Here is a 24,013-nt window from a genome sequence, read left to right on the forward strand (position 1 = left end):
GGCGCGGACACGACGGCGGCGCACCACCACAGGGAGGCGAGCATGGCCGAGCAGACCCCCGAGGGAGTCTCAGCACGTGACGCGGAGGATCAGGACGGACAGGACCAGCACGGGCAGCAGGAGACGTCCAATCAGGGTCAGCGCACACAGCACGAGGCCGAGCCCTCGGCCGAGGCAGAGGAGAAGCCGACCCTGGCCATCTACTCGGACCCGGGCCGCACCTCGATGCACGTGCGCAGACTCCTCGAAGGGCGCACACCCTGGGGTGAGGACCATGAGATCACCCACCAGCAGCTGCTGCTGCCGCTGCGCTCCGACGGGACCTTGGACCTGGACGAGGTCATCCGCTGGGCGGAGGAGGACGGCAGTGAGATCACGATCGTCGTCACCGAGATCCCCCGGCTGCAGGCCGGGCTGACCAAGAGCGTGGAGCTCGACTTCGACAGTCAGCTCGCGGTGATCTCCATGGCCAGCTTGGGGCCCGTGGCCGTCATGCACTCGCTGCGCCGGGAGGCGGACCGTGCGGTGGAGGCCCTGGCCCACCGGTCCCTGGAGGAGGCCCGTGCCAAGGGCGGCCACGGCGTCCGGCTGGAGGAGGGCCGGGAGGGCCAGCGGGCCTACATCACGCCGAAGCACTCGCTGCCGGGTCGGGTCTGGATGACCCTGGGCATGGTGGCGAACAACGAGCCGCTGCTCTCCCTGCCGCGGCTCTCCGGCGTCTTCGCTGCGGCCTGCGCCACCGGAGCCTTCGGCATCTTCTATGACTCCATCTGGGACATGGCGATCAGCCTGCCCGGCTGGCGGCTGGCGGTCATCTCCTGCGCCGGGGTCATCTTCCTGGTGCTGTGGCTGATCTCCCGGAATCGCCTGTGGGACCGACCCTCCGCCGTCGGAGGCAAACGCCTGGCGCTGATGTACAACACCTCGACCGTGATCAGCCTGCTGGTCAGCGTGCTCTCGCTGTATGCGCTGCTCTATCTCGGGGTGCTGGTGATCTCCCTGGTGCTCATCGAGCCCGGGTACATGGCCGAGAGCCTGCAGGTGGAGGCGGCCTTCTCCAACTATCGGGACATCGCGTGGCTGGCGGCCTCCCTAGGGACCTTCGCCGGGGCGATCGGCTCCAACTTCGACGCCGATTCGGACCTGCGCAACCTCACGCAGGGGACCCGGGAGCGGCAGCGCTACCCGCGGGACGAGGAGCAGCAGTGAGGCGGGGCCAGGGTCCGCTCAGCTGATCGCCTCGCTCAGGTGATCAGCTGCAGGAAGCCCAGGCCCAGCAGGCCGAAGCCCGCACCCCAGAGGATGACGGAGACCAGCATCCACAGCATGACCGCCTGCCGGGAGGCGCCCAACGAGACCATCAGCGGCGCGGTCACCTGGGAGGGCAGGGCCAGCGGCCCCAAGATGGAGACCCCCGGCACGCCGAAGCGGTTGAAGATCCGCATCACCCGCTCACGCTTGGCGGTCTTCTTGGTGTCGGCCGCCTCCGGGTCGCGCTTCTTCAGCACCGAGCCGCGCACCCAGTGCGCCGCGTAGACGACCAGAGCCAGGGAGAGCATGTTCCCGACGACGGCGGCGACGATGGCCACGGCCGGGTGGATGCCGGCGAGCACGCCCAGGAACCCGCCGCCGTAGGACTCCACCATGGGGATCGCGGCGATGAGGATGATGCCCAGCCACTGCCAGGCCGGGTGCAGCGCCATCGTCCACGCCTGGAGTCGGCCGTAGAAGCTGTCCTCCGGGACCATGGGGACGGCGGTGTCGGCGACGGCGGCGCCGGCGTGGGTCAGGTCAGCGAGGGCGAGGATGTCCATGGCCCTCATCCTTCCGGACGGGTCGGCGGAGGGCATCATCCTGAAGAAGGATCATCCGGATGATCCGTCATCCGCTCCGCCCGGCGGCTCCCCCGGGTGTTCCGCTCAGCGCTTCACTCAGCGCTTCACTCGGCGCTGCACTCAGTGATCCGCCCAGCGCCGGTAGAGCTCCGGGCGGCGGTCCCGCAGGTACCAGGGTCCCTCCGGCGCCTCCTCGGGAGAGCGTCCCCCCTGGGCGGGGCCGACCTCGGCGATCAGCAGCTCAGGTCCTGCACCCGCGGAGGCGAGCGCCACGCCGTCGGGTCCGGCGACCACGCTGGCGCCGTCGAAGAGCAGCCCGTCCTCCATCCCGGCGTGGTTCGTGTAGGCCACGGTGAGCTGGTTCTCCAGGGCGCGGGCCGGGATCAGTGTGCCGGTGACCCCGGCGAAGCCCCCGGCCAGGGCAGTGGGGACCAGCACGACGTCGGCGCCGCGCCGGGCGAGCTCGCGCACCGTCTCCGGGAACTCGACGTCGTAGCAGACCACCAGCCCCAGCGTCAGGCCGCCGAGCTCCGCCACCGGAGGGGCGTCCTCCCCGGGGACGAATGCGGCCTTCTCCTCGGGCCCGAAGAGGTGGATCTTGGTGTGGACGGCCAGGGTCTCGCCGTCGGGGGAGACCAGGGTGCCCTGGATGGGCCGGGCCTCGGCCGGGCCGTCGCCGGGGAGGCTGTGCACCAGCGCGATCCCCGCCTCGCGGGCGATGGTGGTGAGGCGCTCGCGGGCGTCGAGCACAGCCTCCGGCGTCACCGAGGCGCGGATCAGCGCCGGAGCGTACCCGGTGGCGAAGAGCTCCGGGGTGACCAGCAGCTCGGCGCCGGCGGCGCGCGCACGCTGGGCGGCGTCGGAGATCAGGCCCAGGTTGTGGTCGATGTCGAGCGGGACGGCGGTGTCCTGCAGCAGGGCGATGCGCATGCCTCCAGTGTGCCACCAGGGACCGTCGGGCGGCGCGCCGTGACGCGTGTGCTGTGACGCTTGACACAGCGATTCTGAGCGTTGATAGTTGGTCGGGAATGTTCAGTCCTGTTGGAATCGTGGGGTTGTGGAGGCGACTGTCCAGGGCCGGCCGGCCGGCGTCACCGCCTGACGGCACTGTTCCCTGACGGCACTGTTCCCTGACGGCACTGTTCCCTGACGGCTCGATCCCCTGAAGCACTGTGAGGTGACCGCTGATGACATCGCTCTCCCGCCGTCAGCTGCTCCGCGGCGGTCTCGGCCTCGGTCTGGGTGCCGGAGCGCTGGCGCTGTCCGGATGTGCGGTGCCCGGCACCACCTCCGTCAACGCCGAGCCCACCCGCCCGCCGGCCGGAGCAGGGGAGACTGTCACCCTCACCTACTGGGCGTGGCTGAAGGACCTCCAGTGGGTGGCCGACATCTGGAACGCCCAGAACCCCCACATCCAGGTGGAGATCGCCTGGATACCCGGCGGCAACGACGGCGGGTACCAGAAGCTCTACAGCGCGCTCGCCGCCGGTGCCGGGCCCGATCTGGCCCAGGTGGAGATGCGCACCATCCCCGAGTTCCTGATGGTCAACGGGCTGGTGGACCTCAGCCGCTATGACGTGTCACAGCACGAGGGCCGCTTCGACCCCACCCTCTGGGGGCAGGTGAGCTTCGCCGGCGGCGTCTATGGGATCCCTCAGGACTCCGGTCCCACTGCCATGTATTACCGCCCCGACCTGCTGGAGGAGGTCGGCGCGGAGCCGCCGCAGACCTGGGAGCAGTGGGCCGAGGTCGCCGCCGAGGTCCGCCAGGCGGGCATGTATATGGACTCCTTCCCGCTGGCGGACACCTCCGTGTTCACCGCTCATGCCATGCAGGCCGGAGCCACCTGGTTCCAGGCGGAGGAGGACGGCTGGGTCATCGACATGGCCGGGGAGCGCACCCTGGAGGTGGCCCGGTTCTTCGACGAGATCGTCGACGACGGCCTGGTCACCACCCAGCATCAGCCTTACAGCCCCGGCTGGTTCGCCGCCGCCGCGAACGACCAGATCGTCTCCCTGGCCTCCGCGAGCTGGGGCGACGCCCTGCTCTCCGGCGTCTCCGGGGCCGAAGGGCGATGGCGGGTCGCCCCGCTGCCCACCTGGCCCACCGGGTACGGCTCCTCGCATCTGGGCGGCTCCTCCACCGCCGTGCTGGCCAACAGCGCCCACCCCCATGAGGCCATGGAGTTCGCCGTCTGGCTCAACTCCAGCCCGGAGGGCATCGACGCGCTGATCGAGAACAGCGGCATCGGCTGGTCCACGAACCCCGATCACATCGGGACGCCGCGGGAGGGGGCCAGCGAGTTCTTCGGGGGACAGCACTACAACACCGAGGTCTTCGAGCCCGCCGCAGGTGATCAGAACGGCGACTGGCAGTGGTGGCCCATCACGCAGCAGACCTTCAACATCCTCGCCGACGAGTTCCGCGGCAAGGCCCGCGGCGCCTCCCTGGTGGACGCCGTCGTCCGTGCCGAGCAGAGCACCATGGAGGTCTTCGCGACCAAGGGGCTGACCATCCGGAGGGCAGAACGATGAGCACACCCACCACGACGACGGCGGCCCCCGACGTCGCCCGATCGACTGTCAGGAGGCGTCCGAGCCCCACGGCGGTGGCGCCGTGGATCCTGGTCACCCCGTTCCTGCTGCTGTTCCTCTTCACCTTCGTGCTGCCGATCCTCATGGCGCTCGGGCAGAGCTTCACCCTGGTGGAGCGGGAGGGACTCTTCGGCGAGGAAGGGGTCACCAGCACCTTCGCCTGGTTCGAGAACTACCGGCTGGCCCTGGCCGACGGGCAGTTCATCGCCTCCATCGGACGGATGCTGCTCTTCGGCGTGGTGCAGGTGCCGATCATGATCACCCTGGCCACCGTGCTGGCGCTGCTGCTGGAGTCGGCCTCGGCCCGCTGGCCGGGCTTCTTCCGAGCGGCCTATTTCATGCCCTACGGCGTGCCCGGGGTGTTGGCCACCATCCTATGGTCATTCCTCTACGTCCCGGGGCTGAGCCCCATCGTCGACACCGCCCATGCCTGGTTCGGACTGGAGATCGACTTCCTGGGTGCGGGCACCGTGCTGTGGTCCATCGCGAACATCGTGACCTGGACCTACACCGGCTACAACATGCTGATCATCATCGCTCAGCTCAAGGCGATCCCGCCCGAGCTCTACGAGGCCGCGCGCGTGGACGGCGCCGGGCCCGCCCGCCTGGCGTTCAGCATCCAGCTGCCGCTGATCCGCCCCGCCCTGGTGCTGACCACCGTCTTCTCCATCATCGGGACCCTGCAGCTCTTCGCCGAGCCGCAGCTGCTGGCCCAGGTGGCGCCGACCATCGACTCCCAGTACACGCCCAACCTGTCGGCATACACCACCGCGTTCGCCTACAACGACTACACGGTCGCCGCCGCCCAGGCGGTGCTGATCGCCCTGGTGGCGTTCGTGCTGTCCTTCGCCTTCCTCCGGCTGACGAACAGGAGCTCGCGATGACCCCGGCCGCCAGCACCGCCGAGACCGCCGCCGCGAAGGTCCACGAAGCCGACGTCGGGCCCCCTCCGCAGGGCGCCCGCGCAGAGCAGCCCCGCGGCACCGTCGTGCCGGGCGGCCGCGCCCGCGCGGCCCGGACGATCATCGTCACCGGGGTGCTGACCATCGTGGCTCTCTACTTCCTGGTGCCCGTGTACTGGGTGATCGTGGCGGCGTCGAAGACCACCGACGACCTCTTCGGCACCCACGGGTTCCTCTTCGCGGAGAACATCGCCCTGCTCAGCAACCTGAGCCAGGTGCTCAACTACGACGGCGGCGTCTTCCTCCGCTGGCTGGGCAACTCGCTGCTCTACGCCGGCGTGGGCTCGCTGATCGCCACCTACCTGGCCGCCGCGGCCGGCTACGCCCTGTCGAAGTACGCGTTCCGCGGCCGGAACCTCATCTTCGGCCTCGTGCTCGGCGGAGTGCTGGTGCCCGGCACCGCCACTGCGCTGCCGCTGTTCCTGCTGTTCAGCCAGCTGGGCATGGTCAACACCTACTGGAGCGTGCTGATCCCCTCCCTGGTCTCGCCGTTCGGCCTGTTCCTGTGCCGCATCTATGCCGACGCCACTGTGGACACCTCGCTGATCGAGGCGGCGCGGCTGGACGGGGTGGGGGAGATCCGCATCTTCCACGTCCTCGGCCTGCGCATCATGACCCCGGCACTGGTGACGGTGTTCCTCTTCCAGCTGGTCGGGATCTGGAACAACTACTTCCTGCCGCTGGTCATGCTCACCGACGAGCGGCTCTTCCCCATCACCCTGGGGCTCAACCATTGGCGCAGCCAGACCGACCGGCTGCCCGAGTTCTACGAACTGACCACCGGCGGGGTGCTGCTGTCCATCATCCCGCTGGCCCTGGCCATGATCGTGCTGCAGCGCTTCTGGCGCGGCGGCCTGACGGAAGGTGCTGTGAAGTGACCTCTGCCCCGATGTCCACCCCGGTCTCCGCTCCCGTGGACCACGTCTCGCACCGGCCCGGCGCCGGTGCCCTGGAGGCTCCGCGGTCCTGGCTGGTGGAGGCCAGCGACGCCGAGAGACGGGACCTCAGCGGTCCCTGGCGGTTCCGCCTCTCTCCCGCCGTGCCGGGGACCCCTGGTGGGCACAGTGTGCTGGGGGAGGAGGAGCCGGAGGCCTTCGCCGCCCCGGACTATGACGACGCCGGCTGGGACACCCTCGAGCTGCCCTGCCACTGGGTGCTCGACGGCCGGTACGGCAGTCCCGCCTACACCAATGTGCAGTACCCCTTCCCGGTGGACCCGCCCCATGTCCCGGATGAGAACCCCACCGGTGACCATCGCCGGCAGATCGAGGTCCCGCAGAGTTGGCTGGACACCGGCCGAGTGCTGCTGCGCTTCGACGGGGTGGAGTCCTTCCTGCAGCTCTGGGTGAACGGGCATCGGATCGGGGAGGCCTTCGGCTCCCGGCTGGCCCATGAGTTCGACGTCACCGACGCCGTCGTCGCCGGCACCAACACGGTGGCGGTGCGGGTGGTGCAGTTCTCCGCCGGCAGCTACCTGGAGGACCAGGACCAGTGGTGGATGCCCGGCATCTTCCGCGAGGTCACCCTGCTGCATCGGCCCGAGGGCGGCATCGACGACGTCTGGCTCACCTCAGACTGTGACCCGGCCACCGGCCGGGGGATCGTCATCCCCGAGATCACGGCGGATCCTTCGGCCTATCCGGTGCGCCTGCAGATCCCTGAGCTGGCGGTGGACGTCCGATGGCAGGCCCCCGAGGAGGTGGCCGCCGTCGTCGTCGGGGGTGAGGAGGTGGGCGAGCAGGCGCAGGTGCGGCCCTGGTCCCCGGAGGAGCCGGTGCTCTACGACGTCCTGGTCTCCTCCGCCGCCGAGACCCTGACGCTGCGCACCGGGTTCCGCCGGGTGGAAATCGACGGCGACCGGCTGCTGGTCAACGGCAGGCCTGTGGTGTTCTCCGGGATGAACCGCCACGAGACCCACCCGGACCGGGGCAGGGTCTTCGACGAGGACCACGCCCGCGAGGACCTGGCGCTGATGAAGCGCCACAACGTCAATGCCATCCGCACCAGCCACTACCCGCCGCATCCGAAGCTGCTGGACCTCGCAGACGAATACGGCCTCTGGGTGGTGCTGGAGTGCGACCTGGAGACCCACGGGTTCGAGGCCGACGGCTGGGTGGACAACCCCAGCGACGACCCCCGCTGGCGGGAGGCCTACCTGGACCGGATCCGCCGCACCGTGGAGCGGGACAAGAACCATCCCTCGATCGTGCTCTGGTCCCTGGGCAACGAGTCCGGCACGGGGGAGAACCTCGCCGCCATGGCCGAATGGGTGCACCGCCGGGACCCCGGACGGCCCGTCCACTACGAAGGCGACTACACCGGGGTCTACACGGACGTGTACTCGCGCATGTACGCGAAGGTCCCAGAGACCGAGTCCATCGCCCGCGACGACGACCTCCGCCCGCTGCTGGGCTGCTCGACCGCCGAGTCCGCCCGGCAGCGGTCCAAGCCGTTCATCCACTGCGAGTACGCCCACGCCATGGGCAATGGCCCCGGAGCGCTGGACGCCTACCGCGAGCTGGTGGACCGCTACGACCGCCTCCACGGCGGGTTCATCTGGGAATGGCGGGACCACGGCATCCGCACGACGACGGCGGACGGTGTGGAGTACTTCGGCTACGGCGGAGACTTCGGCGAGGTGGTCCACGATGGGAACTTCGTCATGGACGGCATGGTCCTCTCCGACCACACGCCCACCCCAGGACTGGCCGAGTACGCCGCCGTCGAGCAGCCCATCCTGCTGGAGCCCGGGGAGGCGGCGCACGCTGCGGGGCAGGTGCGGATCCGCAGCCGGCGCTTCACGGCCGACACCTCGGACCTGCGGCTGCGCTGGGCTGTGGAGCTCGACGGCCGCCCGGTGGCCGACGGCGTCCAGCCCCTGACCGACGACGACGGCGCCCCCGTCCCGGCCGGAGGAGAGGGTCTGCTGACGCTGATCGGTGTGGGCGACCAGCTCGAGGTGCTCCGAGACGCCCCCCGCGAGGCCCCGTGGGGCGAGCTGCACCTGAGCCTCAGCGTCGAGCTGGCCGAGGAGACCTCCTGGGCGCCGGCCGGCCACGTGGTGGCCCGGGCCCAGTGGGAGCTGCCGGACCCGGCGCCGCGCATCCCGCAGCGGGGCGGTGCTCCGGCAGCACTTGCGGACTCCCCGGCGCTGCTGGAGGGGCCCCGGCTGCGGGAGCTGGCCGGGGCCGCCGTCGTCGGCCCGGAGGTGGAGCTGTGGCGGGCGCCCACCGACAACGACGAGGGCGCGTCCTTCCCCAGCTACGATGCGGTGGACGCCGACGACTACCTGGCGGGAGAGGACCGGCACGTCTCGGCGGCGGACCGCTGGCGGCAGGCCGGGCTGGACCGGCTGGTGCGCCGCGTGGTGTCGGTGGATGCCGGTGAGGAGGAGGTGACGGTGCGCCGTCGGGTCTCTGCCGCGCAGAGCCGCGCCGCCCTGGACGTCACCGAGACCTGGACCGCCCAGCGGGCGGCGGACGGCGTCGTCGAGGCGGTGTGTGAGGTGACCGTGGTGCCGAACCGTGGCTGGCAGGACGTCTGGCCGCGCGTGGGGCTGCACCTGCAGCTGCCGTCAGACGTGGACGGCGCGTCCTGGTTCGGCCTGGGCCCGCATGACTCCTACCCGGACACGGCCCGGTCAGTTCGCGTGGGACGGTTCAGCGCGGGGATCGACGAGCTCACAGTGGACTACGCGCGGCCTCAGGAGTCGGGTCATCGCCCCGGGTTGCGGGAGCTGGTGCTGCGCCGGAACGGTGAAGACTGGCTGCAGGTGATCGCCGAGCCGGACGCCGCCGGTCGGCGCCCTGGGTTCACGCTGAGCCGGCACTCGGCCCACGAGATCGCCGCCGCCGGGCACCCGCATGAGCTGCCGGAGTCCGCGGTGACGCATCTGTACCTGGATGCCGCCCAGCACGGCCTGGGCTCGCGGGCCTGCGGTCCGGATGTGTGGCCCACCGCGATGCTGCGCCCCCAGGCGCGGACACTGAGGTTCCGGCTCCGAGCGCTCTGAGGGTCTCTTTCCCCGGTGGCCCCGGAGGGATTGTCGCTAAACGTCGCGTCAGTGGCGATATTCCGACAATCTCTCCGGGGTCACCGTGTGTGGGGGTGAATCGGGTCAACGGAATGCTCATACCCCGATGGGGTACACTGGCGCCGCACCTGAGGATGAGAGCGGTTCTCAGTACAGGGCGAGGCTCTCTGGAGCCGGAGTCCTCGGGTGGAACGATGCACTGCCGCCCACCCGAAAGGATGGATCACCATGCCCCGCCGCCGCACGCTGACCGCAACCACCTCTGTCGCTGCCCTCGGACTGCTGCTGCTCACCGCCTGCGACTCTGGGGAAGATGCCGCGCCCCAGGAGGAGCAGGGCCAGGAAGTCGAGCAGGAGGTCGAGCAGGATGAGGCTCACGACGCCGGCCATGACGCCGATCATGACGCCGATCGTGACGATGCTGCTGTCTCCGATGACCACAATGCCGCCGACGTCGACTACGCCCAGGGCATGATCGCCCACCACGAGCAGGCGATCGAGATGTCCGAGATCCTGCTGGAGAACGAAGGGCTCGATCCCGAGCTGGAGAGCCTGGCCGAGGACATCAAGGCCGCGCAGGGTCCCGAGATCGAGCAGATGAACTCCTGGCTCGAGGCCTGGGAGGATGGCGAGCATGCCGACCACGAGGCCGAGGGCCACGCCACGGACGGCCACGCCACAGACGGCCAGGGCGGCCATGACGGGCACGGGGACTCGGAGGCGCATGGCGGGCACGACGGCATGCTCACCGAGGATCAGCTCCTGGAGTTCACCGATGCCGAGGGGGCGGAGGCCGAACGGCTGTTCCTGGAGGGCGTGATCCTCCACCACGAGGGTGCCGTCGAGATGGCGGAGGAGCACCTGGAGCAGGGCCAGAACCCTGAGGCCCTTGAGCTCTCCGAGCAGGTCATCGAGGATCAGTCCGAGGAGATCGAGCTCATGGAAGGCCTCCTCGAGGACTACTGACCCCTCAAGAATGCGATGGCTCCGCGCTTTGGGCCCTTTTCAGCGCGGATCACGCGTCATAAGGGCCCAAAGCGCGGAGCCATTCTGTGTATGGGCGGGGGCTCAGTCTTCGACGGCCCAGAATCCGTCCATCAGGACGTCGGCCACCACGGTGTTGTCCACGTAGTCCCCGCGCACCGGATCGGTGCCCACGATCTCCTCGAAGAACGCCTCCGAGCCGGCGCCGCGGACGAAGAACGGCACCACCTGGTTGGTGTGGTCGCCCGAGTACCAGCCCAGGTCGGGCAGCTGACCCGCTTCGCCGGTCATCGGGGTGAAGCCCGGCTGGTCGTCCGATCCGGAGAGGTAACCGGTCTCGTGGTCGGCGGTGACGATCACCAGGGTCTCCTCCCAGGAGGACTCGGTCTCCACCCACTCGACGACGGCGTCCACGGCGTCGTTGAAGTCCTGGACCTCTTCGATGTCGCGAGCCGTGTCATTGCCGTGTCCGGCCCAGTCGATGGCTCCGCCCTCGACCATGAGGTGGAAGCCGTCGTCGTTCTGGCTCAGGATGTTCAGCGCGGCCTCGGACATGGTGGGCAGGTCCACCACGGTGTTCTGCTTCACGTCATAGGGCTCCTGTGAGTCGCCGGAGCGTCCGTACTGCAGGGTGGAGGCGACCTGTGCCAGGCCGAAGGCGCGCTCCGGCAGGTGCTGGGCCTTCCCGCGGGCGTACTTGGCGAAGTCAGAGTCCCTGTCCGTGAACTCGAACTCCGTCTCACCGTCGGTGAGCCGCTCGTAGTCCTCTTCGGCGAGGTAGGTGAACTCGGGGTCCTTGAGCTTCTTGCCGTCGTCGTCGTAGTGCGGGTGCCCGGCGCCGAAGATGACATCGAGGTCGGAGTCGATCATCTCGTCGGCGATCTCGTGATAGTTGTTCCGGGACTCGTTGTGCGCGGCCCAGGCGGCCGGGGTGGCGTGGCTGAAGGGCACGGAGGAGACGACGCCGGCGGAGCGGCCGGTGGCGATCGCCCGCTCGGAGAGATTCTCGACGACCTCGCCGTCGGCGTCCAGCCCGATCGTGCCGTTGGTGGTCTTCTCTCCGGTGGCCATCGCGGTGCCTGCCGCGGCGGAGTCGGTGGCGCCGGTCTGCACCCAGTCGTGGTCGGACCAGGCCGCCTGCGGATCATATTCTCCGCCGGCGGCGTAGGTGCTCAGGGCCAGCAGGTCCCAGTCCTCGTAGGTCTGCACCGCCTCGCCGGGGAGCTCCTCGAGGACCTCGGGGTCGGCGTCGCCCTCGACCTGGTAGCGGGTCTGGCCGGTCTCGTAGAGGTTGGTCGCCGCCAGGTGGTTGTAGCCCATGCCGTCGCCGATCATGTAGATGACGTTCTTGGGGCCGTGTCCGGCATCCGCGCTGGCCGGTGCGGGGGCGCCCACGCCGGCTGCGGCTGGGGCTGTGGCGCCCAGGGCTGCGGCGCCGAGCGCGACGGTGGCGGCGAGGCTGACGCCTCGGGACAGGTGGGACGGTGCGGGTGACATTCTGCTCCTTCATCGGGGCTGTGCGTTCCGTGGAGGACGTTAGGGCTCGGATGTTCACAGCCCATGGCGTGACGGTGAATCGATGGTGGCGGACGGGTGACCAGGAGCTCGGGCGTCGCTGATATGGGTGTCAGGAGGCGGGGCGTCAGGAGTCGAGGTCGTGTGAGGTGCCATGGGTGTGACGCATCAGACAGAAGTATGCACTTGTGCAAGTTTGCATGAGTGCATACTCTGTACTTGTGCAAGAACCTGTGATGTCTCAGCGAGAACGCAATCGGATCGACACGTGGAACGCGGTGCATGAGGCCGCCCAGGCCGTCGCCTGGGACGAGGGGCCGCAGGCTGCGACCGTGGAGCGGATCGCCGCCAGCGCCGGCGTCTCCCGTCGGACCTTCTTCAACTACTTCCCCACCAAGGAGGATGCGATCCTCGGCACCCGTGCGCCCGAGGTCACCGAGGAGGCGATCCGGCGCTTCCGCGGTTCGGAGGCGGATGAGCTCACGCGCGTCGTCCACCTCTTCGTCGCCGTGGTGCGCACCGCCATCCCGGAGAGCACCTCGGCGCAGCGGCGCCGCATCATCGCCGAGCACCCGGGGTTGCAGAAGCGCGTCGCGCTGCTGCTCTCCGAGGTCGAGCGGCTCGTCGCCGAGGTGATCCAGGCGCGGGTCGACGACGGCGAGGACGTCGCGCTTGCCCAGCCTGACGACGACCAGCGCCTCGAGGCCCTGCTGATGCTAGCCGGCGTCATCGCGAAGTATGCCTTCCACCGGTATCAGGACTCTTCCTCCGCGGAGGACCCGCGCCACTTCCTGGAGGAGTCCATCGCCATGTTCCGAGAGGTCGTGGACACCACCCGATGAGCGCACCAGAGACTGACACGCAGGAGGAGCCCGCCGCACCGGCCCCCGAGTTCCCCCGGCCCGCAGGGCGCGGGCTGGCGCTGATCTTCGCCGCCCTGATGATCGCCATGCTCATGGTGTCCCTGGGCCAGACCGTGCTCGCCACGGCGCTGCCCACGATCGTCGGGGAGCTTCACGGCGTGGAGCACATGGCCTGGGTCATCACCGCGTTCATCCTGTCCTCGACCATCATGATGCCGGTCTACGGCAAGCTCGGCGACATGTTCGGCCGCAAGCCGCTGTTCCTGGTGGCCATCAGCATCTTCGTCCTCGGCTCCGCCGTCGCCGGCGCGGCCCAGTCCATGGATGTGCTCATCGCCGCCCGGGTGGTGCAGGGCATCGGCGGCGGTGGCCTGATGATCCTCTCGCAGGCCACCATCGCCGACGTCGTCCCCGCCCGGGAGCGCGGCCGCTACATGGGCGTCATGGGCGGAGTCTTCGCCTTCTCCTCGGTGGCCGGGCCGCTGCTGGGCGGCTGGCTCACCGACGGGCCCGGCTGGCGCTGGACCCTGTGGATGAACATCCCCCTGGGCGTGCTCGCGCTGCTGGGCGTCGCGCTGCTGCTGAAGCTGCCGAAGCCTCCGAAGGGCGAGGCAGGGCGGATCGACGTCTGGGGCATGACGCTGCTGGGCGCGGCCACCGCCGCCGTCGTGCTCGTGGCCACCTGGGGTGGAGGCGACTTCGCCTGGACGTCTCCAGTGATCCTGACGCTGATGGCGGTCGCCCTGGTGGCCGGGCTGCTGTTCGTCTGGGTGGAGTCGCGCGTCGCCGAGCCGGTGCTGCCGCTGATGCTCTTCCGGAGCCGGAACTTCAACCTCACCATGGCCGCCGGGCTCATCACCGGGGTGGCGATGTTCGGCGCCCTCGGCTACATGCCCACCTACCTGCAGATGGTCACCGGATACAGCCCTGCCGAGGCCGGGCTGCTGATGATCCCGATGATGGGCACGCTGCTGATCACCTCGATCATCGTCGGCCGACGGGTGACGCTCACCGGCCGGTACAAGCACTTCATGGTCGTCGGCAGCGTGATCACCGCCGCCGGGCTGGGGCTGCTCTCCACCGTCCACGCCGATTCGCCGATCGTGTTCGTCTGCCTGTACCTGGGCGTGATGGGTCTGGGGCTGGGCAGCACCATGCAGCTGCTGACCCTGGTGGCGCAGAACTCCTTCCCGCTGCGCGTGGTCGGGACCGCCACCGCCGGGCAGAACTACTTCCGGCAGGTCGGCGCGACCCTCGGCTCCGCGGTCATCGGCTCGCTGTTCGCCACTCGACTGACCAGCATCCTCGCGGACAAGATGCCGGCCGACGCGGTGGGGGAGGGCGGCTCCAGCTCGCTGACACCGGCGCTGGTGTCCCAGCTGCCCGAGCCGGTCCACACTCTGGTGGTGGAGTCCTACAACGAGGCGCTCATGCCGCTGTTCCTGGCCCTGGTGCCGCTGGCGCTCCTCGCCACGGTGTTCCTGCTCTTCGTGAAGGAGAAGGCGCTGGCCACCACCTTGGAGAGGTGAGGGAGGCATCACCGTGGAGAGGTGAGTGAGACACTGGCACCGTGATGAGTCCGGTGAGGAGTTCAGCGTCGAGCCCCGTCATGAGGTCGGTGGTGGGCCTGTGGCGGTCCTCCCACCCCGGCCCGACGCTGGTCGTCACGACCCTGGCGGCGGCCCTGGCGCTCGCGGCGGGCGTCGAGGCCTGGCGCCTCGTGATGCTCGCCGCGGCGGTGTTCGCGGGGCAGCTCTCCATCGGGATCTCCAATGACGCCATCGACGCCGACCGCGACCGCGCCGTGGGGCGGACGGACAAGCCGATCGCCTGCGGGGAGGTCGCCGTGCCCGCGGCCTGGGCGGCTGCCGTGGGTCTCGTCCTGCTGGCCCTGGGACTGTCGGCTCCCCTTGGTCTGGGGTTCACCGGAGCCCACGCCGTGGTGCTGGTGAGCGGATGGTCCTACAACGCCGGGCTGAAGGCCGGACCCCTGTCCATCGTGCCCTACATCCTGGCCTTCAGCTGCTTCCCCTCCCTGGCCACCCTGACCGCCGAGGACCCGCAGCTCGCCCCCGGCTGGGCATGGCTCGCCGGAGGCGCCCTGGGTGCGGCGCTGCATCTGACGAACGTGCTCCCCGATCTGGACGACGACGCCCGCACCGGAATCCGCGGCACACCCCACCGGCTGGGGTCCACGATCTCCGTCGGGCTGGCGGCGGCCGCGGTGCTGCTGGGTGCGGTCTCCGCCACGTTCGGACCCGCCGGCGGGAGCATTCGTGATGTCACGGTGATCGGCTGGGTGGTCCTGGCCCTCGTCGTCGCCGTCGTGCTGATCAGCCTGGTGCTCGCGCGGGCAGGGTCCACCGGCCGGGTGCTCTTCCGCCTCGTCATGCTCGCCGCCCTGCTGCTGGCCGCGCAGCTGGTGGCCTCCGGGCACTCGCTGGCGCCCTGAGGCGACCTGAACGGATCACCTCCTGATCAGCCGCGTCCGGGAGGCTGGCTCCAGGCCCTGGCGCCGGCGTCGAACCCCATGGCGTAGGCGCGGGCGAAGAGTCTGCGGGCGCCTGGGCTCAGCATCGCCCGCAGGCCGCAGCGTCGGAGGGCGTCACGCGCCGGCGGCGCGGGACGGCCGAGACGCAGATTCACCCCGGCGAGCAGCGCCGCCCGGCGGGCCGAGCGGATCCTCGAGAGCTCCCAGCGTCGCAGGTCGGCCTCAGGGGAGGCGCCGGTGTGCAGCCAGGCGGCGAGCAACGGAGCCAGGGCGACGGCGTCGAGCAGCCCCAGGTTCATGCCCTGGCCACCGATGGGGCTGACCTCATGGGCCGCATCGCCGACGACGACCACCCGCCCTCGACGCAGGGTCGGCGCCACCAGGCGGCGCACCCCGAAGCTGGTCACCTCACCGGCGATGACGCCGTCTGTGGAGATCCGCCCACGGTCGGTCAGCGCCTGCTCCATCCGGGCCGAGCGGGTGAGCGAGTCCTCGTCCGCCTCCGGAGGGTCCCAGGCGACGAATCGTCGGCGTCCTCCGGGCAGCGGGAAGGACTCCAGCACGCCCGTCTCCGCGAGGTGCACCACCGCGGTGTCGGGGGCGGCGTCGTCGGGCACCTCGGCATCGGTCATCAGATAGCGGTCGGGGTAGGTGTGGGCCTGCAGCTCCGGGTGCACGAGGTTCCGTGAGCGGGCTCCCCCGGCGAGGACGACCAGCGGGGCGTGCCGTTCCCCGGCGTCGGTGCTCAGCCGCACGGCATTCCGGACGGGGGTCAGGCCCGTGACCCGTACCCCGCGCACCGGGGTCGGCGCGGAGCGCGCGAGGACCGCCTCCGTGGCGGCCTGCGGAAGCGTCGCGACGAAGGGGAACCGCGCCGAGAGTCGATCGAAGCGCACTGTGCCGAGCAGGCGCCCGCGGGAGCGAGCCTCCCCGCGGTCGACCCGCACGGCGTGCTTCAGGAGGCCCTCGGTGATTCCGGAGCCCTCCAAGGCGGTGAGCACCGGCGGATGGACGCCGATGGCACGGGTGCCGGGGCTCGGCTCCGTGCGCTGTTCCACCAGCTCGACGTCGATTCCGCGGCGCCGCAGCTCGCCGGCCATCAGCAGCCCCACGGGCCCGGCGCCGACGACGATCACCTCAGGCACGGCCGGGCGCCTCGGCGAGCAGCCGGAACGGTGCGTGCTCGGTGACGGTCCACTCCGGGCCCAGCTGGGCCGCGAGCTCCTCGCGCCGGTGGCTGCGGCGGATCGAGCGCAGTCCGTCCGTCCGCAGGAAGGTGCCCGGGGCCAGCGGGGTGATGCCGACCGCGTAGAGCCAGTAGGCCCGTCTGCTCCGGGCGATGTCATTGTGCAGGGCCACGCCGGAGGACAGGGAGCGGGAAGCCCAGGTGAACTCGACCAGCTCAGGCGAGCTCAGATGATGGAGCACATGGTTGGAGATCACGACGTCGAAGGCCTCACCCCGGTGGAGGAGAGCCTCGGCGTCGGTGCACACGAACGTGGCGCCGGGGACCTGGCGCGCGCATGCCGCCCGGTGGGCCCGGGGGTCCGGGTCGGCGCCCGTCCACTGCACCTCGAGTCGGTCCCGGGCCGCCAGGCCGGCCAGGCGGGCGATGACGTCCCCGCCGCCCGAGCCGAGGTCGAGCACCCGGGCCGGCCGGTCCAGATCGGCCAGCACGGGGCGCAGGCGAGTGCGGTAGACGGTGTCCCAGCCGGAGACCATGCGGTTGACGATCCCGAAGCGGCGAAGGGTCGCGTGCAGCCGTTCAGGGTCGCAGTCGGGATCGTCCATGAGCTCGCGCACCGTGTCATCGCGTCGTGAGAGGTCCATCGGGGGAGCGGTCACCTCCTCCTGTGCAGCAGCGCGGACTCCACGGTCAGCCCCGGTCCGAAGGCGAGAGCGGCGATCGGACCCTCGACCGCCGGATCCTCCAGGAGGCGTCGCAGGATGAACAGGATTGTCGCGCTGGACATGTTGCCGCAGTCTCTCAGGACCGCGCGGGAGGCCTGCAGAGCTGTGGGCGCCAGCGCGAGCCCCATCTCGACCTTGTCGAGCACGCTGCGCCCACCGGGGTGGACCGCCCAGATGTCCGGCGGTGCTTCACCGCCGAGGAGCCGGTCCACGGCGTCACGGATCTCGCGTCCGATGATCCGCGGGACCTCGGCCGAGAGGGTCATCCGGAAGCCGTGGTCCCCGATGGTCCAGGACATGTCCGACTCACCCTCCCGGGTCAGCGCGGTGGCGAAGCGGTCCAGGACCAGCCCGCCCGTGTCACGGGAGTTGTCGCCGGCGGTGACCAGCGCCGCGGCCGCCCCGTCGGCGAACACGGAGGCCGCCACCACCTGCTCCGGGTCCGAGGTCTCGCGGACATGGAGCGAACACAGCTCCACGCACACGACCAGGACGACGGCGCGGGGTCGTCCCTCGGCGATCTGGGAAGCCAGGCGCAGCGCCGGCAGTGCCGCAGCGCAGCCCATGAATCCCAGGTGAGTGCGCTCGACGTCGGGTGGGAGGCCGAGATCACGCACGAGGTGGTAGTCGAGGCCGGGGGCGAAGAACCCGGTGCAGGACACCGTGATCACGTGGGTGATCTGATCGGCGGCGACGTCGCCGCGGGTCAGGGCGTCGCGGGCGGCTGCCGCGGCCAGCGGAGGGGCGGCGCGCCGGTAGAGGTCGTTGCGGACGCCGGTCGTCGGGGACAGCAGTGTGCCGTCCTCGTCGATGAACACCCCGTCGGGCGAGCCCGCCAAGCTCTCCAGTGCGGTGTGCCTCGTCTGGATTCCTGACGCGTCGAAGGCGCCCCCGATGAGGCGGCGGGTGAGTCGGTCCGCGCCGGGCTGACGGGCGAAGAAGGCGCGCAGTTCCGGCTGCGGCGCCGAGGTCGCCGGCAGCGCCGTCCCGATGGAGGTGATCTGCGCAGACATGTGCCCACTTAACCATGTGCAGGACCTCGCCGTCGGGCTCCGGGGGAGGTGGCCCCTTGCATTAAATGAACGACAGTCATATTGTGAGGCATACCGCATGACGCGGGTCACAGGTGGCGGCCGCCTCAACGGCGCGGCGACCGCCACCCGACCCGTCCGCCCGGGCACCGCCGGGCGGGCGTCCCCGTCACCTGCCACGCCGCCGTCGAGCCGCACTCCGCCACCGCGCGGAGGTCCCGACTCGTCGCGCACCGTTCCACCGAAAGGCCTCCCATGCCCACCACACCCGTCGACGAGCCGGAGACCCGGCTCGGGCCGGCCGCGACCAGCGCCGGCGCGGCCCGTCCGGCCGAGTCCGGAACACCCACCCAGCCGGAGACCCGAGGCATCGAGCTCATCGACGAGTCGAGCCGCCGGGGACGGCCCGGGGCCCTCTTCTGGGTCTGGGCCGCACCCAACGCCAGCTTCCTGACGTTCACCATGGGCGCGGTGATGATCGCCGTGCTGGGCCTCTCCCTGGTCCAGGCGTTCATCGTCATCGCCGCGGCCTCCGTGGGGTGGATCCTCACCGGGATCATCGCGGTCAGCGGCCCGGCCGCCGGCACCTCGGGGTCGGTCATCAGCCGAGCCATGTACGGCGTGCTGGGCAACAGGCTCGTCGTGGGCCTTTACGGCTGGCTGCTGGCCGCCGTCTACCTCTCGCTGACCTGGTCCGCGGCCTCCATCAACGGGCTCGGCCTGCTGGGCCGGATGGGTCTGGCGCAGACGGCGACCCTCGGGGTCGTCGTGGTGCTGGTGGTCTCCGGGCTCACCGTGCTGGTGGCCGTCTACGGGCATGGGCTGATCCTGAAGACCTACCCGTACATCACCAACTTCCTGGTGGTCATGTTCGTGATCACCTCGCTGTTCATGATCCCGCACTTCGACCTCAGCCACACCCCGGCCGAGCCGCTGGGCGGCATGCAGCTGGCCATGATGATGACCATCGGCTTCACCATGCTCGTGTCCACCCCGGTGTCCTTCATCAACAGCCCTGACATGGCCCGCTACCTGCCGAAGGAGACCCCCGGCTGGCGGGTGGCCGCCGCCACGGCCCTCGGCGGGTCGCTGCCCGGCATCGTCTTCACCTCGGTCGGGGCCCTGATCGCCACCGGGGCCGGCTTCGACATGGTCCTGGATCCCATGGGCGCCTTCGACGCCGGGCTGCCCGGCTGGTTCTTCCCGCTGTTCACCCTCGCGGTGATCGTGGCGGCCATCGCGCTGAACGCGATGACCACCTACAGCGCCTCGATGGCCCTGCAGGCCCTGGGGATCCCGATCCGGCGGATCCCCTCGGCGCTGATCATCGCCGTCATCGGCACCGCGCTGACCATCGTCTCCGTGGCGATCTACGACTTCACCACGGCGGTCTCGCAGATGCTGCAGGTCATCGTGGTCGCCGCCGGGCCGCTCATGGCGGTCTTCGTCGCCGACGTGCTGATGCGCCGCGGCCGGTACGACGGCGTGGACCTGTTGGACGCCTCGCCGTCGAGCAGCTTCTGGTACCGGAAGGGCTGGAACCTGGCCGGGCTGCTGAGCCTGGTGCTGGGCGGCGTCGCCTCCGCGATGTGCCTCAACAGTGAGGTCTACGTGGGTCCGGTGGCCGCGGCCACCGGGCTGGACCTGTCCATTCCGGCCGGGCTCGTGATCGCCGCCGGCAGCTACGTGCTGCTCTCCCGCACGCGCCTGACCGCCCATGTCGCCTGACCGCCCACGTCGCCTGACCACCTGTCTCGCCTGAGCCACGAGGAGCCTCGCCCACCATGGTGACCACGATCTACCGCAATGCCACGATCTTCACAGCCGACGACGCCGGCACCCCCGGCACCCCCGGTGCGCAGGCGGAGGCCTTCGCGGTCTCCGCGGGCCGGTTCACCCATGTGGGCGGCCTGGAACAGGTGCGGGAACAGGCGCGAGCCGGCGTCGCCGCCGACGGTGACGAGGTGCTCGAGGTGGACCTCGGCGGACGGTTCGTCGGACCCGGCATCATCGACTCCCACACGCACCTGACCACGTTCGGGGAGGCCGTGGGGAAGGTGCAGCTGCGGGACTGCCGCACGCTGGAGGAGATCCGCCAGCGGCTGCTCGCCGCCCATCGGGCCGACCCGCGGACGCCTCGGATCCTGGGTGCGGGCTGGCTCTTCGACGCCGTCGGGGACGAGCACCCCACGGCGGCGATGCTCGATGAGGTGCTCCCGGATGTGCCGGTGTACCTGGACGCCAACGATCTGCACTCGGTGTGGGTCAACACCGCCGCCCTGGAGGAGATGGGCATCGACGCCCACAGCCCGGACCCGGTGGGCGGACGCATCGCCCGGGACGCCGAAGGGCGCGCCACCGGCATGCTCTACGAGACCGCCGGCCGACAGTACGCGCGGAACTTCCTGGAGCGGATCACCACCCCCGAGGACCAGGTCCGATTCCTCGAGCTCGCCTTCGCGGCCTATCTGGAGTCGGGGGTGACCACAGTGACCGACATGGCCATGAACCGGGCCGACGTCGCCGCGATCCGTGCCCTGGTCGCCCGAGACGGCGGACTGCCGTTCCCGGTCACGGCGCATATGATCATCGAGCCAGGGGAGGACACCGCGGCGGATCTGGCCGGGATCGAGGAGATCGTGGCCCTGCAGCAGGAGATCGCCGTCGGGCCCGAGGCGGACTGGTTCCGGATCGCCGGGGTGAAATTCATCATGGACGGCGTCATCGACGCCTGCACGGCGACCATGCGGGCCCCCTACGCAGACGGGACGAACTGTGACCCGATCTGGACCGCCGAGCGGCTGCGTCCGGTGGCGCACGCGGCCGACGAGGCCGGGCTGCAGATCGCGATGCATGCCATCGGGGACCGTACCAGCGAGATCGCCGTCGACCTGCTGGAGGACTGCGCGATGCGGCGGCACCCCCGGCGCCACCGCGTGGAGCACCTGGAGACCGTCACCGAGGAGACCATCGGACGCATGGCCCGCCTCGGAGTGACCGCCTCCATGCAGCCGGTGCACTGCGACCCGGCCATCATGGACAACTGGAAGGCCGTGCTCGGAGACCACCGCAGCGAGGAGGGCTTCCCCTGGAAGATGGTCCGCGACGCCGGGGTGGCCATCACCCTGGGCACCGACGCCCCCACCGCGCCGCACGAGGCGCTGCCGAACCTCTACATCGCCCTGACCGGCGGCTCCGCGATGTCGCCCGAGCTGCCGCCGTACCACCCGGAGCGGGCCTTCACCCCGGAGGAGGCGCTGACCGCACTCACCGCGGGGGGAGCCTGGGCCGGAGAGATGGAGCACCTGCGCGGACGGATCCGGCCCGGGCTGGAGGCGAACTTCCTGGTGCTCGACGCCGACCCGCGCCGGGAGGCGCCCGAGGCCCTGCTCAGCACACAGGTGCACAGCACCTACGTCCGGGGAGTGCAGCGGCACCGGCGCTGACTCGGAGCTGTCTCCCACACGGGGTGCGGAACGAGCCGGGACTCCTTCCTCGTGGGGCGGAGACGTGGTGGACTGCGCGGTGTGACCGAGTACAGGAGGTTCCCGCCGGCGGCGGCCCTGGCCCACGTCGTCGAGCACTACTGGTCTGTCGTCTCGGAAGCGCCGGTTTCGGAGGCGCCGATCCCTCCGGCGGCGTCGCCACGACTGGCCGCGGTGCTGGTCCCCAACGGTCGGCCCACACTCCAGTTCTGTCTCGGTGCCCCCGGGACCCGTCGCGCCCTGGACGCCCCGCCGGTGTCGAACGCGGACGTCTACCTGCCGGTGAGCACCCGCCCCTTGGTGATTGAGCAGGAGGGCCCCTCACACTATGTCGGTGTGCAGTGCACCCCGTGGGGAGGGCGGGCGCTGTTCCCGCAGCTCACGGGCGAGCAGCCCGTCCAGGTGGAGGACGCCGCCGGCTCGTTGCCGGACAGGCGAGGGCTCGCCGAGGACCCCGCCGGCACGCTCGACGCCTGGCTCAGCGCTCTGGGGCCCTCGCCAGTCCGCCAGGAATCGCTGCTGGCCGCCGCGGTCAGGCGCATCGACGCCGATCCTTCCGAGGTGGAGGTCAGCGCCTTGTGCCGTGAGCTCGCGATCTCGGCATCCACGCTGTACCGCGCGTTCCGGCGCGGCATCGGCCTCGCCCCGAAGCAGTACATCCAGGTCATGCGACACCGGGCGTTCACCGACCGGCTCCTGGCCGAGACGGACGGGGAACCGGCCGCGCTGGCCGCCGCCCTGACCGGCTACGCCGACCAGCCGCATGCCGCGCGGGAGTTCGCCCGATTCACCGGTATGACGGTGTCCTCCTTCCGGGACACCTATGACGGCATCGCCCGGCTCATGGCCCGCACCGACGAGGTCGCCGCGCACTGACCGATTCGTTCAAGGCAGCTGCGCACGGCGTCCCTACGCTGGAGCCATGGGACATATCATGCACGTCGAGCTGACCAGTGCGGCGCCCCAGGCGACCGCAGACTTCTACTCCCGGGCCTTCGGGTGGCGCACGGAGGCGTCGCCCTTCCTGCCCGGATACCTGCTGGCGCAGACCGGTGACGGGCCCGGAATCGATGCGGCCATCATGAGCCGCGAGCACCAGGAGCAGGCCGCCATCATCTGGATCCAGGTGGAGGACATCGACGCCGCCCGCGCCGCCGTGACGGAGGCCGGAGGTGATGCGTCAGGAGAGGTCCATGACCTCCCCGGGGAGGGACGGGTCGGGTACGTCACCGACCCCGACGGCGTGGTGCTCGGACTCAAGCAGCCCGCCTGAGGGCTCCGGCGGCGGGCATGCCTCTACAGTGGAGGCATGGAGGAGACCCTCACCGGACGCCGCATCCAGCAGGTGGCCGCAGCCGCCGCCCGGCAGCTGCCCTGGGTCACGTGCACCCACCCGTTCGGGGAGGAGCACGACGTCTACAAGGTCCGCGAGAAGGTCTTCCTCATGGCCACCGACGTCACCGGAGAGCCGATCATCACCCTGAAGGCTCAGCCCGATGCCTCCGAGGTGCTGCGCGAGGAGTTCCCCAGCATCCGCCCCGGCTATCACATGAACAAGCGGCACTGGATCTCCGTGGCCGAAGGACCGGGCGTGACCGCTGAGCTGATCGAGGAGCTGGTGGTGACCTCCTACGACCTGGTGGTCTCCACCATGGTCGTCTCACGCCAGCCGATCCGCTTCGGCCTGGGTCCCGACGACGGCTGATCGGGCAGGGTGCCCGTGGCGCCCGGGCGCCCGCTCACGGCGCCTTGGGGATCCAGGTCCCGCGCCGGGAATCGAACACGATGTGGGTCTCCGTGTTGCGGATCGCCGGGTGGACCGTGATGTGGTCCAGCACGAAGTTCTTCAGCTCCTCGGCGCTGCGCACCGCCACGGTGAGCATGAAGTCCGCCCGCCCGGTCAGGTGCACCACCTGCAGCACATGGGCCGTGGTGACCATGCTGTCCAGGAACTGGTCCACCGCTTCGCGGGAGTGGCTGCTCATATACACCGTGATGACGGCTTGGAGGGAATAGCCGAGCTGGGCATGGTCCAGGTCCAGCCGCGGAGGGCCGATGGTGCCCGCATCGCGCAGCCGCCGGCGTCGGTACGCGCAGGTGGACTCCGCCACGCCGAGCCGGGAGGCCAATGCCTTGTTGGTCAGCTCCGGGCTGGCGCTGAGTGCGGCGATGAGGGCGTGATCGAGCCCGTCCAGGGTCTCCGGCGTGAGTTGTCGACTCGACGACATGACCCCTCCTTCCGTTCGTCAACTATGCCGAGAACGCAGCATCTCTTGTGATGGATGAGCATGTCAGCAAGATGTCTTGCT

21 protein-coding genes are annotated in these 24,013 nt (G+C 70.4%); 14 read left to right on the plus strand and 7 right to left on the minus strand.

The window, feature by feature from the left end:
• Positions 1-42 precede the first annotated feature (42 nt).
• Positions 43-1,209 carry a hypothetical protein gene (locus tag Q7C18_RS08935; protein WP_311025076.1) on the plus strand — a complete coding sequence of 389 codons (1,167 nt, stop codon included), beginning with the start codon at positions 43-45 and terminating at the stop codon, positions 1,207-1,209.
• Positions 1,210-1,244: 35 nt separating this feature from the next.
• On the opposite strand, the gene Q7C18_RS08940 is transcribed toward Q7C18_RS08935, so the two are convergent.
• Both Q7C18_RS08940 and Q7C18_RS08945 read right to left on the minus strand, forming a co-directional pair.
• On the minus strand, positions 1,245-1,814 hold the full coding sequence (locus Q7C18_RS08940) for a hypothetical protein (protein ID WP_311025077.1): 570 nt from the start codon (positions 1,812-1,814) through the stop codon (positions 1,245-1,247).
• A gap of 141 nt (positions 1,815-1,955) precedes the next feature.
• Complete coding sequence (locus Q7C18_RS08945; RefSeq protein ID WP_311025078.1) at positions 1,956-2,765, minus strand: nitrilase-related carbon-nitrogen hydrolase; 810 nt, start codon at positions 2,763-2,765, stop codon at positions 1,956-1,958.
• A 257-nt stretch (positions 2,766-3,022) separates the two neighbouring features.
• Here Q7C18_RS08945 and Q7C18_RS08950 point away from each other — a divergent pair, with 257 nt between their 5' ends.
• From Q7C18_RS08950 to Q7C18_RS08970, 5 genes are all read left to right on the plus strand, one after another.
• Positions 3,023-4,369 (plus strand): extracellular solute-binding protein, encoded by a 1,347-nt coding sequence (locus Q7C18_RS08950; RefSeq protein WP_311025079.1) that lies wholly within the window; start codon positions 3,023-3,025, stop codon positions 4,367-4,369.
• On the plus strand, positions 4,366-5,313 hold the full coding sequence (locus tag Q7C18_RS08955; protein WP_311025080.1) for a sugar ABC transporter permease: 948 nt from the start codon (positions 4,366-4,368) through the stop codon (positions 5,311-5,313). The genes Q7C18_RS08950 and Q7C18_RS08955 overlap by 4 nt, the downstream gene beginning before the upstream one ends.
• Positions 5,310-6,269 (plus strand): carbohydrate ABC transporter permease, encoded by a 960-nt coding sequence (locus Q7C18_RS08960; protein ID WP_311025081.1) that lies wholly within the window; start codon positions 5,310-5,312, stop codon positions 6,267-6,269. Before Q7C18_RS08955 ends, Q7C18_RS08960 begins: the two co-directional genes overlap by 4 nt.
• An 11-nt stretch (positions 6,270-6,280) precedes the next feature.
• Entirely contained in the window at positions 6,281-9,403 is a 3,123-nt protein-coding gene (locus Q7C18_RS08965; RefSeq protein ID WP_396954354.1) for a glycoside hydrolase family 2 TIM barrel-domain containing protein, read from the plus strand.
• 249 nt (positions 9,404-9,652) lie between these two features.
• A complete protein-coding gene (locus Q7C18_RS08970) occupies positions 9,653-10,390 on the plus strand; it encodes a DUF305 domain-containing protein (RefSeq protein ID WP_311025083.1) in 738 nt (245 codons plus the stop codon).
• Positions 10,391-10,492: 102 nt separating this feature from the next.
• Here Q7C18_RS08970 and Q7C18_RS08975 read toward each other — a convergent pair whose 3' ends face one another.
• Entirely contained in the window at positions 10,493-11,905 is a 1,413-nt protein-coding gene (locus tag Q7C18_RS08975; RefSeq protein WP_311025084.1) for an alkaline phosphatase, read from the minus strand.
• A 254-nt stretch (positions 11,906-12,159) separates the two neighbouring features.
• Here Q7C18_RS08975 and Q7C18_RS08980 point away from each other — a divergent pair, with 254 nt between their 5' ends.
• The 3 genes from Q7C18_RS08980 to Q7C18_RS08990 all read left to right on the plus strand — a co-directional run bounded on the left by Q7C18_RS08980 (position 12,160) and on the right by Q7C18_RS08990 (position 15,238).
• On the plus strand, positions 12,160-12,765 hold the full coding sequence (locus Q7C18_RS08980) for a TetR family transcriptional regulator (RefSeq protein WP_311025085.1): 606 nt from the start codon (positions 12,160-12,162) through the stop codon (positions 12,763-12,765).
• Positions 12,762-14,315 carry an MDR family MFS transporter gene (locus Q7C18_RS08985; protein WP_311025086.1) on the plus strand — a complete coding sequence of 518 codons (1,554 nt, stop codon included), beginning with the start codon at positions 12,762-12,764 and terminating at the stop codon, positions 14,313-14,315. The genes Q7C18_RS08980 and Q7C18_RS08985 overlap by 4 nt, the downstream gene beginning before the upstream one ends.
• Before the next feature lie 80 nt (positions 14,316-14,395).
• Complete coding sequence (locus tag Q7C18_RS08990) at positions 14,396-15,238, plus strand: UbiA family prenyltransferase (RefSeq protein WP_311025087.1); 843 nt, start codon at positions 14,396-14,398, stop codon at positions 15,236-15,238.
• Positions 15,239-15,264: 26 nt separating this feature from the next.
• Here the strand turns inward: Q7C18_RS08990 and Q7C18_RS08995 are convergent, their stop codons facing one another.
• From Q7C18_RS08995 to Q7C18_RS09005, 3 genes are read right to left on the minus strand one after another with little or no spacing between them, the layout of a single operon-like run.
• Complete coding sequence (locus Q7C18_RS08995; RefSeq protein WP_311025089.1) at positions 15,265-16,422, minus strand: NAD(P)/FAD-dependent oxidoreductase; 1,158 nt, start codon at positions 16,420-16,422, stop codon at positions 15,265-15,267.
• Positions 16,415-17,122 carry a methyltransferase domain-containing protein gene (locus Q7C18_RS09000; protein ID WP_311025090.1) on the minus strand — a complete coding sequence of 236 codons (708 nt, stop codon included), beginning with the start codon at positions 17,120-17,122 and terminating at the stop codon, positions 16,415-16,417. The genes Q7C18_RS08995 and Q7C18_RS09000 overlap by 8 nt, the downstream gene beginning before the upstream one ends.
• A complete protein-coding gene (locus Q7C18_RS09005) occupies positions 17,119-18,201 on the minus strand; it encodes a type III polyketide synthase (RefSeq protein WP_311025092.1) in 1,083 nt (360 codons plus the stop codon). Before Q7C18_RS09005 ends, Q7C18_RS09000 begins: the two co-directional genes overlap by 4 nt.
• A 273-nt stretch (positions 18,202-18,474) precedes the next feature.
• Here Q7C18_RS09005 and Q7C18_RS09010 point away from each other — a divergent pair, with 273 nt between their 5' ends.
• The 5 genes from Q7C18_RS09010 (at position 18,475) to Q7C18_RS09030 (ending at position 23,409) form a co-directional block, all read left to right on the plus strand.
• Positions 18,475-19,947 (plus strand): cytosine permease, encoded by a 1,473-nt coding sequence (locus Q7C18_RS09010; RefSeq protein WP_311025094.1) that lies wholly within the window; start codon positions 18,475-18,477, stop codon positions 19,945-19,947.
• Positions 19,948-20,003: 56 nt separating this feature from the next.
• Complete coding sequence (locus Q7C18_RS09015; RefSeq protein WP_311025096.1) at positions 20,004-21,665, plus strand: amidohydrolase; 1,662 nt, start codon at positions 20,004-20,006, stop codon at positions 21,663-21,665.
• 81 nt (positions 21,666-21,746) lie between these two features.
• Positions 21,747-22,580 carry a helix-turn-helix domain-containing protein gene (locus Q7C18_RS09020; RefSeq protein ID WP_311025097.1) on the plus strand — a complete coding sequence of 278 codons (834 nt, stop codon included), beginning with the start codon at positions 21,747-21,749 and terminating at the stop codon, positions 22,578-22,580.
• 46 nt (positions 22,581-22,626) lie between these two features.
• Positions 22,627-22,977, plus strand: coding sequence for a VOC family protein (locus Q7C18_RS09025; RefSeq protein WP_311025099.1), 351 nt, complete (start codon positions 22,627-22,629; stop codon positions 22,975-22,977).
• 36 nt (positions 22,978-23,013) lie between these two features.
• Positions 23,014-23,409 carry an MmcQ/YjbR family DNA-binding protein gene (locus Q7C18_RS09030; protein WP_085437792.1) on the plus strand — a complete coding sequence of 132 codons (396 nt, stop codon included), beginning with the start codon at positions 23,014-23,016 and terminating at the stop codon, positions 23,407-23,409.
• Positions 23,410-23,443: 34 nt separating this feature from the next.
• Here the strand turns inward: Q7C18_RS09030 and Q7C18_RS09035 are convergent, their stop codons facing one another.
• A complete protein-coding gene (locus Q7C18_RS09035) occupies positions 23,444-23,932 on the minus strand; it encodes an Lrp/AsnC family transcriptional regulator (protein ID WP_311025100.1) in 489 nt (162 codons plus the stop codon).
• Between the last annotated feature and the right edge of the window lie 81 nt (positions 23,933-24,013).

This window comes from Nesterenkonia sp. CL21, from assembly GCF_031705515.1.
GTDB lineage: Bacteria > Actinomycetota > Actinomycetes > Actinomycetales > Micrococcaceae > Nesterenkonia > Nesterenkonia aethiopica.

What these genes read in the sequence shown, in the direction of transcription:
- Q7C18_RS08990 (WP_311025087.1), top strand. Translation starts at nt 14,396, where the DNA reads ATGAGGTCGGTGGTGGGCCTGTGGCGGTCCTCCCACCCCGGCCCGACG.
- Q7C18_RS08975 (WP_311025084.1), bottom strand. Translation starts at nt 11,905, where the DNA reads ATGTCACCCGCACCGTCCCACCTGTCCCGAGGCGTCAGCCTCGCCGCC.
- Q7C18_RS08965 (WP_396954354.1), top strand. Translation starts at nt 6,281, where the DNA reads ATGTCCACCCCGGTCTCCGCTCCCGTGGACCACGTCTCGCACCGGCCC.
- Q7C18_RS09015 (WP_311025096.1), top strand. Translation starts at nt 20,004, where the DNA reads ATGGTGACCACGATCTACCGCAATGCCACGATCTTCACAGCCGACGAC.
- Q7C18_RS09035 (WP_311025100.1), bottom strand. Translation starts at nt 23,932, where the DNA reads ATGTCGTCGAGTCGACAACTCACGCCGGAGACCCTGGACGGGCTCGAT.
- Q7C18_RS09025 (WP_311025099.1), top strand. Translation starts at nt 22,627, where the DNA reads ATGGGACATATCATGCACGTCGAGCTGACCAGTGCGGCGCCCCAGGCG.
- Q7C18_RS08955 (WP_311025080.1), top strand. Translation starts at nt 4,366, where the DNA reads ATGAGCACACCCACCACGACGACGGCGGCCCCCGACGTCGCCCGATCG.
- Q7C18_RS08935 (WP_311025076.1), top strand. Translation starts at nt 43, where the DNA reads ATGGCCGAGCAGACCCCCGAGGGAGTCTCAGCACGTGACGCGGAGGAT.
- Q7C18_RS08950 (WP_311025079.1), top strand. Translation starts at nt 3,023, where the DNA reads ATGACATCGCTCTCCCGCCGTCAGCTGCTCCGCGGCGGTCTCGGCCTC.
- Q7C18_RS08960 (WP_311025081.1), top strand. Translation starts at nt 5,310, where the DNA reads ATGACCCCGGCCGCCAGCACCGCCGAGACCGCCGCCGCGAAGGTCCAC.
- Q7C18_RS08945 (WP_311025078.1), bottom strand. Translation starts at nt 2,765, where the DNA reads ATGCGCATCGCCCTGCTGCAGGACACCGCCGTCCCGCTCGACATCGAC.
- Q7C18_RS09010 (WP_311025094.1), top strand. Translation starts at nt 18,475, where the DNA reads ATGCCCACCACACCCGTCGACGAGCCGGAGACCCGGCTCGGGCCGGCC.
- Q7C18_RS09030 (WP_085437792.1), top strand. Translation starts at nt 23,014, where the DNA reads ATGGAGGAGACCCTCACCGGACGCCGCATCCAGCAGGTGGCCGCAGCC.
- Q7C18_RS08980 (WP_311025085.1), top strand. Translation starts at nt 12,160, where the DNA reads ATGTCTCAGCGAGAACGCAATCGGATCGACACGTGGAACGCGGTGCAT.
- Q7C18_RS09005 (WP_311025092.1), bottom strand. Translation starts at nt 18,201, where the DNA reads ATGTCTGCGCAGATCACCTCCATCGGGACGGCGCTGCCGGCGACCTCG.
- Q7C18_RS08940 (WP_311025077.1), bottom strand. Translation starts at nt 1,814, where the DNA reads ATGGACATCCTCGCCCTCGCTGACCTGACCCACGCCGGCGCCGCCGTC.
- Q7C18_RS08970 (WP_311025083.1), top strand. Translation starts at nt 9,653, where the DNA reads ATGCCCCGCCGCCGCACGCTGACCGCAACCACCTCTGTCGCTGCCCTC.
- Q7C18_RS08985 (WP_311025086.1), top strand. Translation starts at nt 12,762, where the DNA reads ATGAGCGCACCAGAGACTGACACGCAGGAGGAGCCCGCCGCACCGGCC.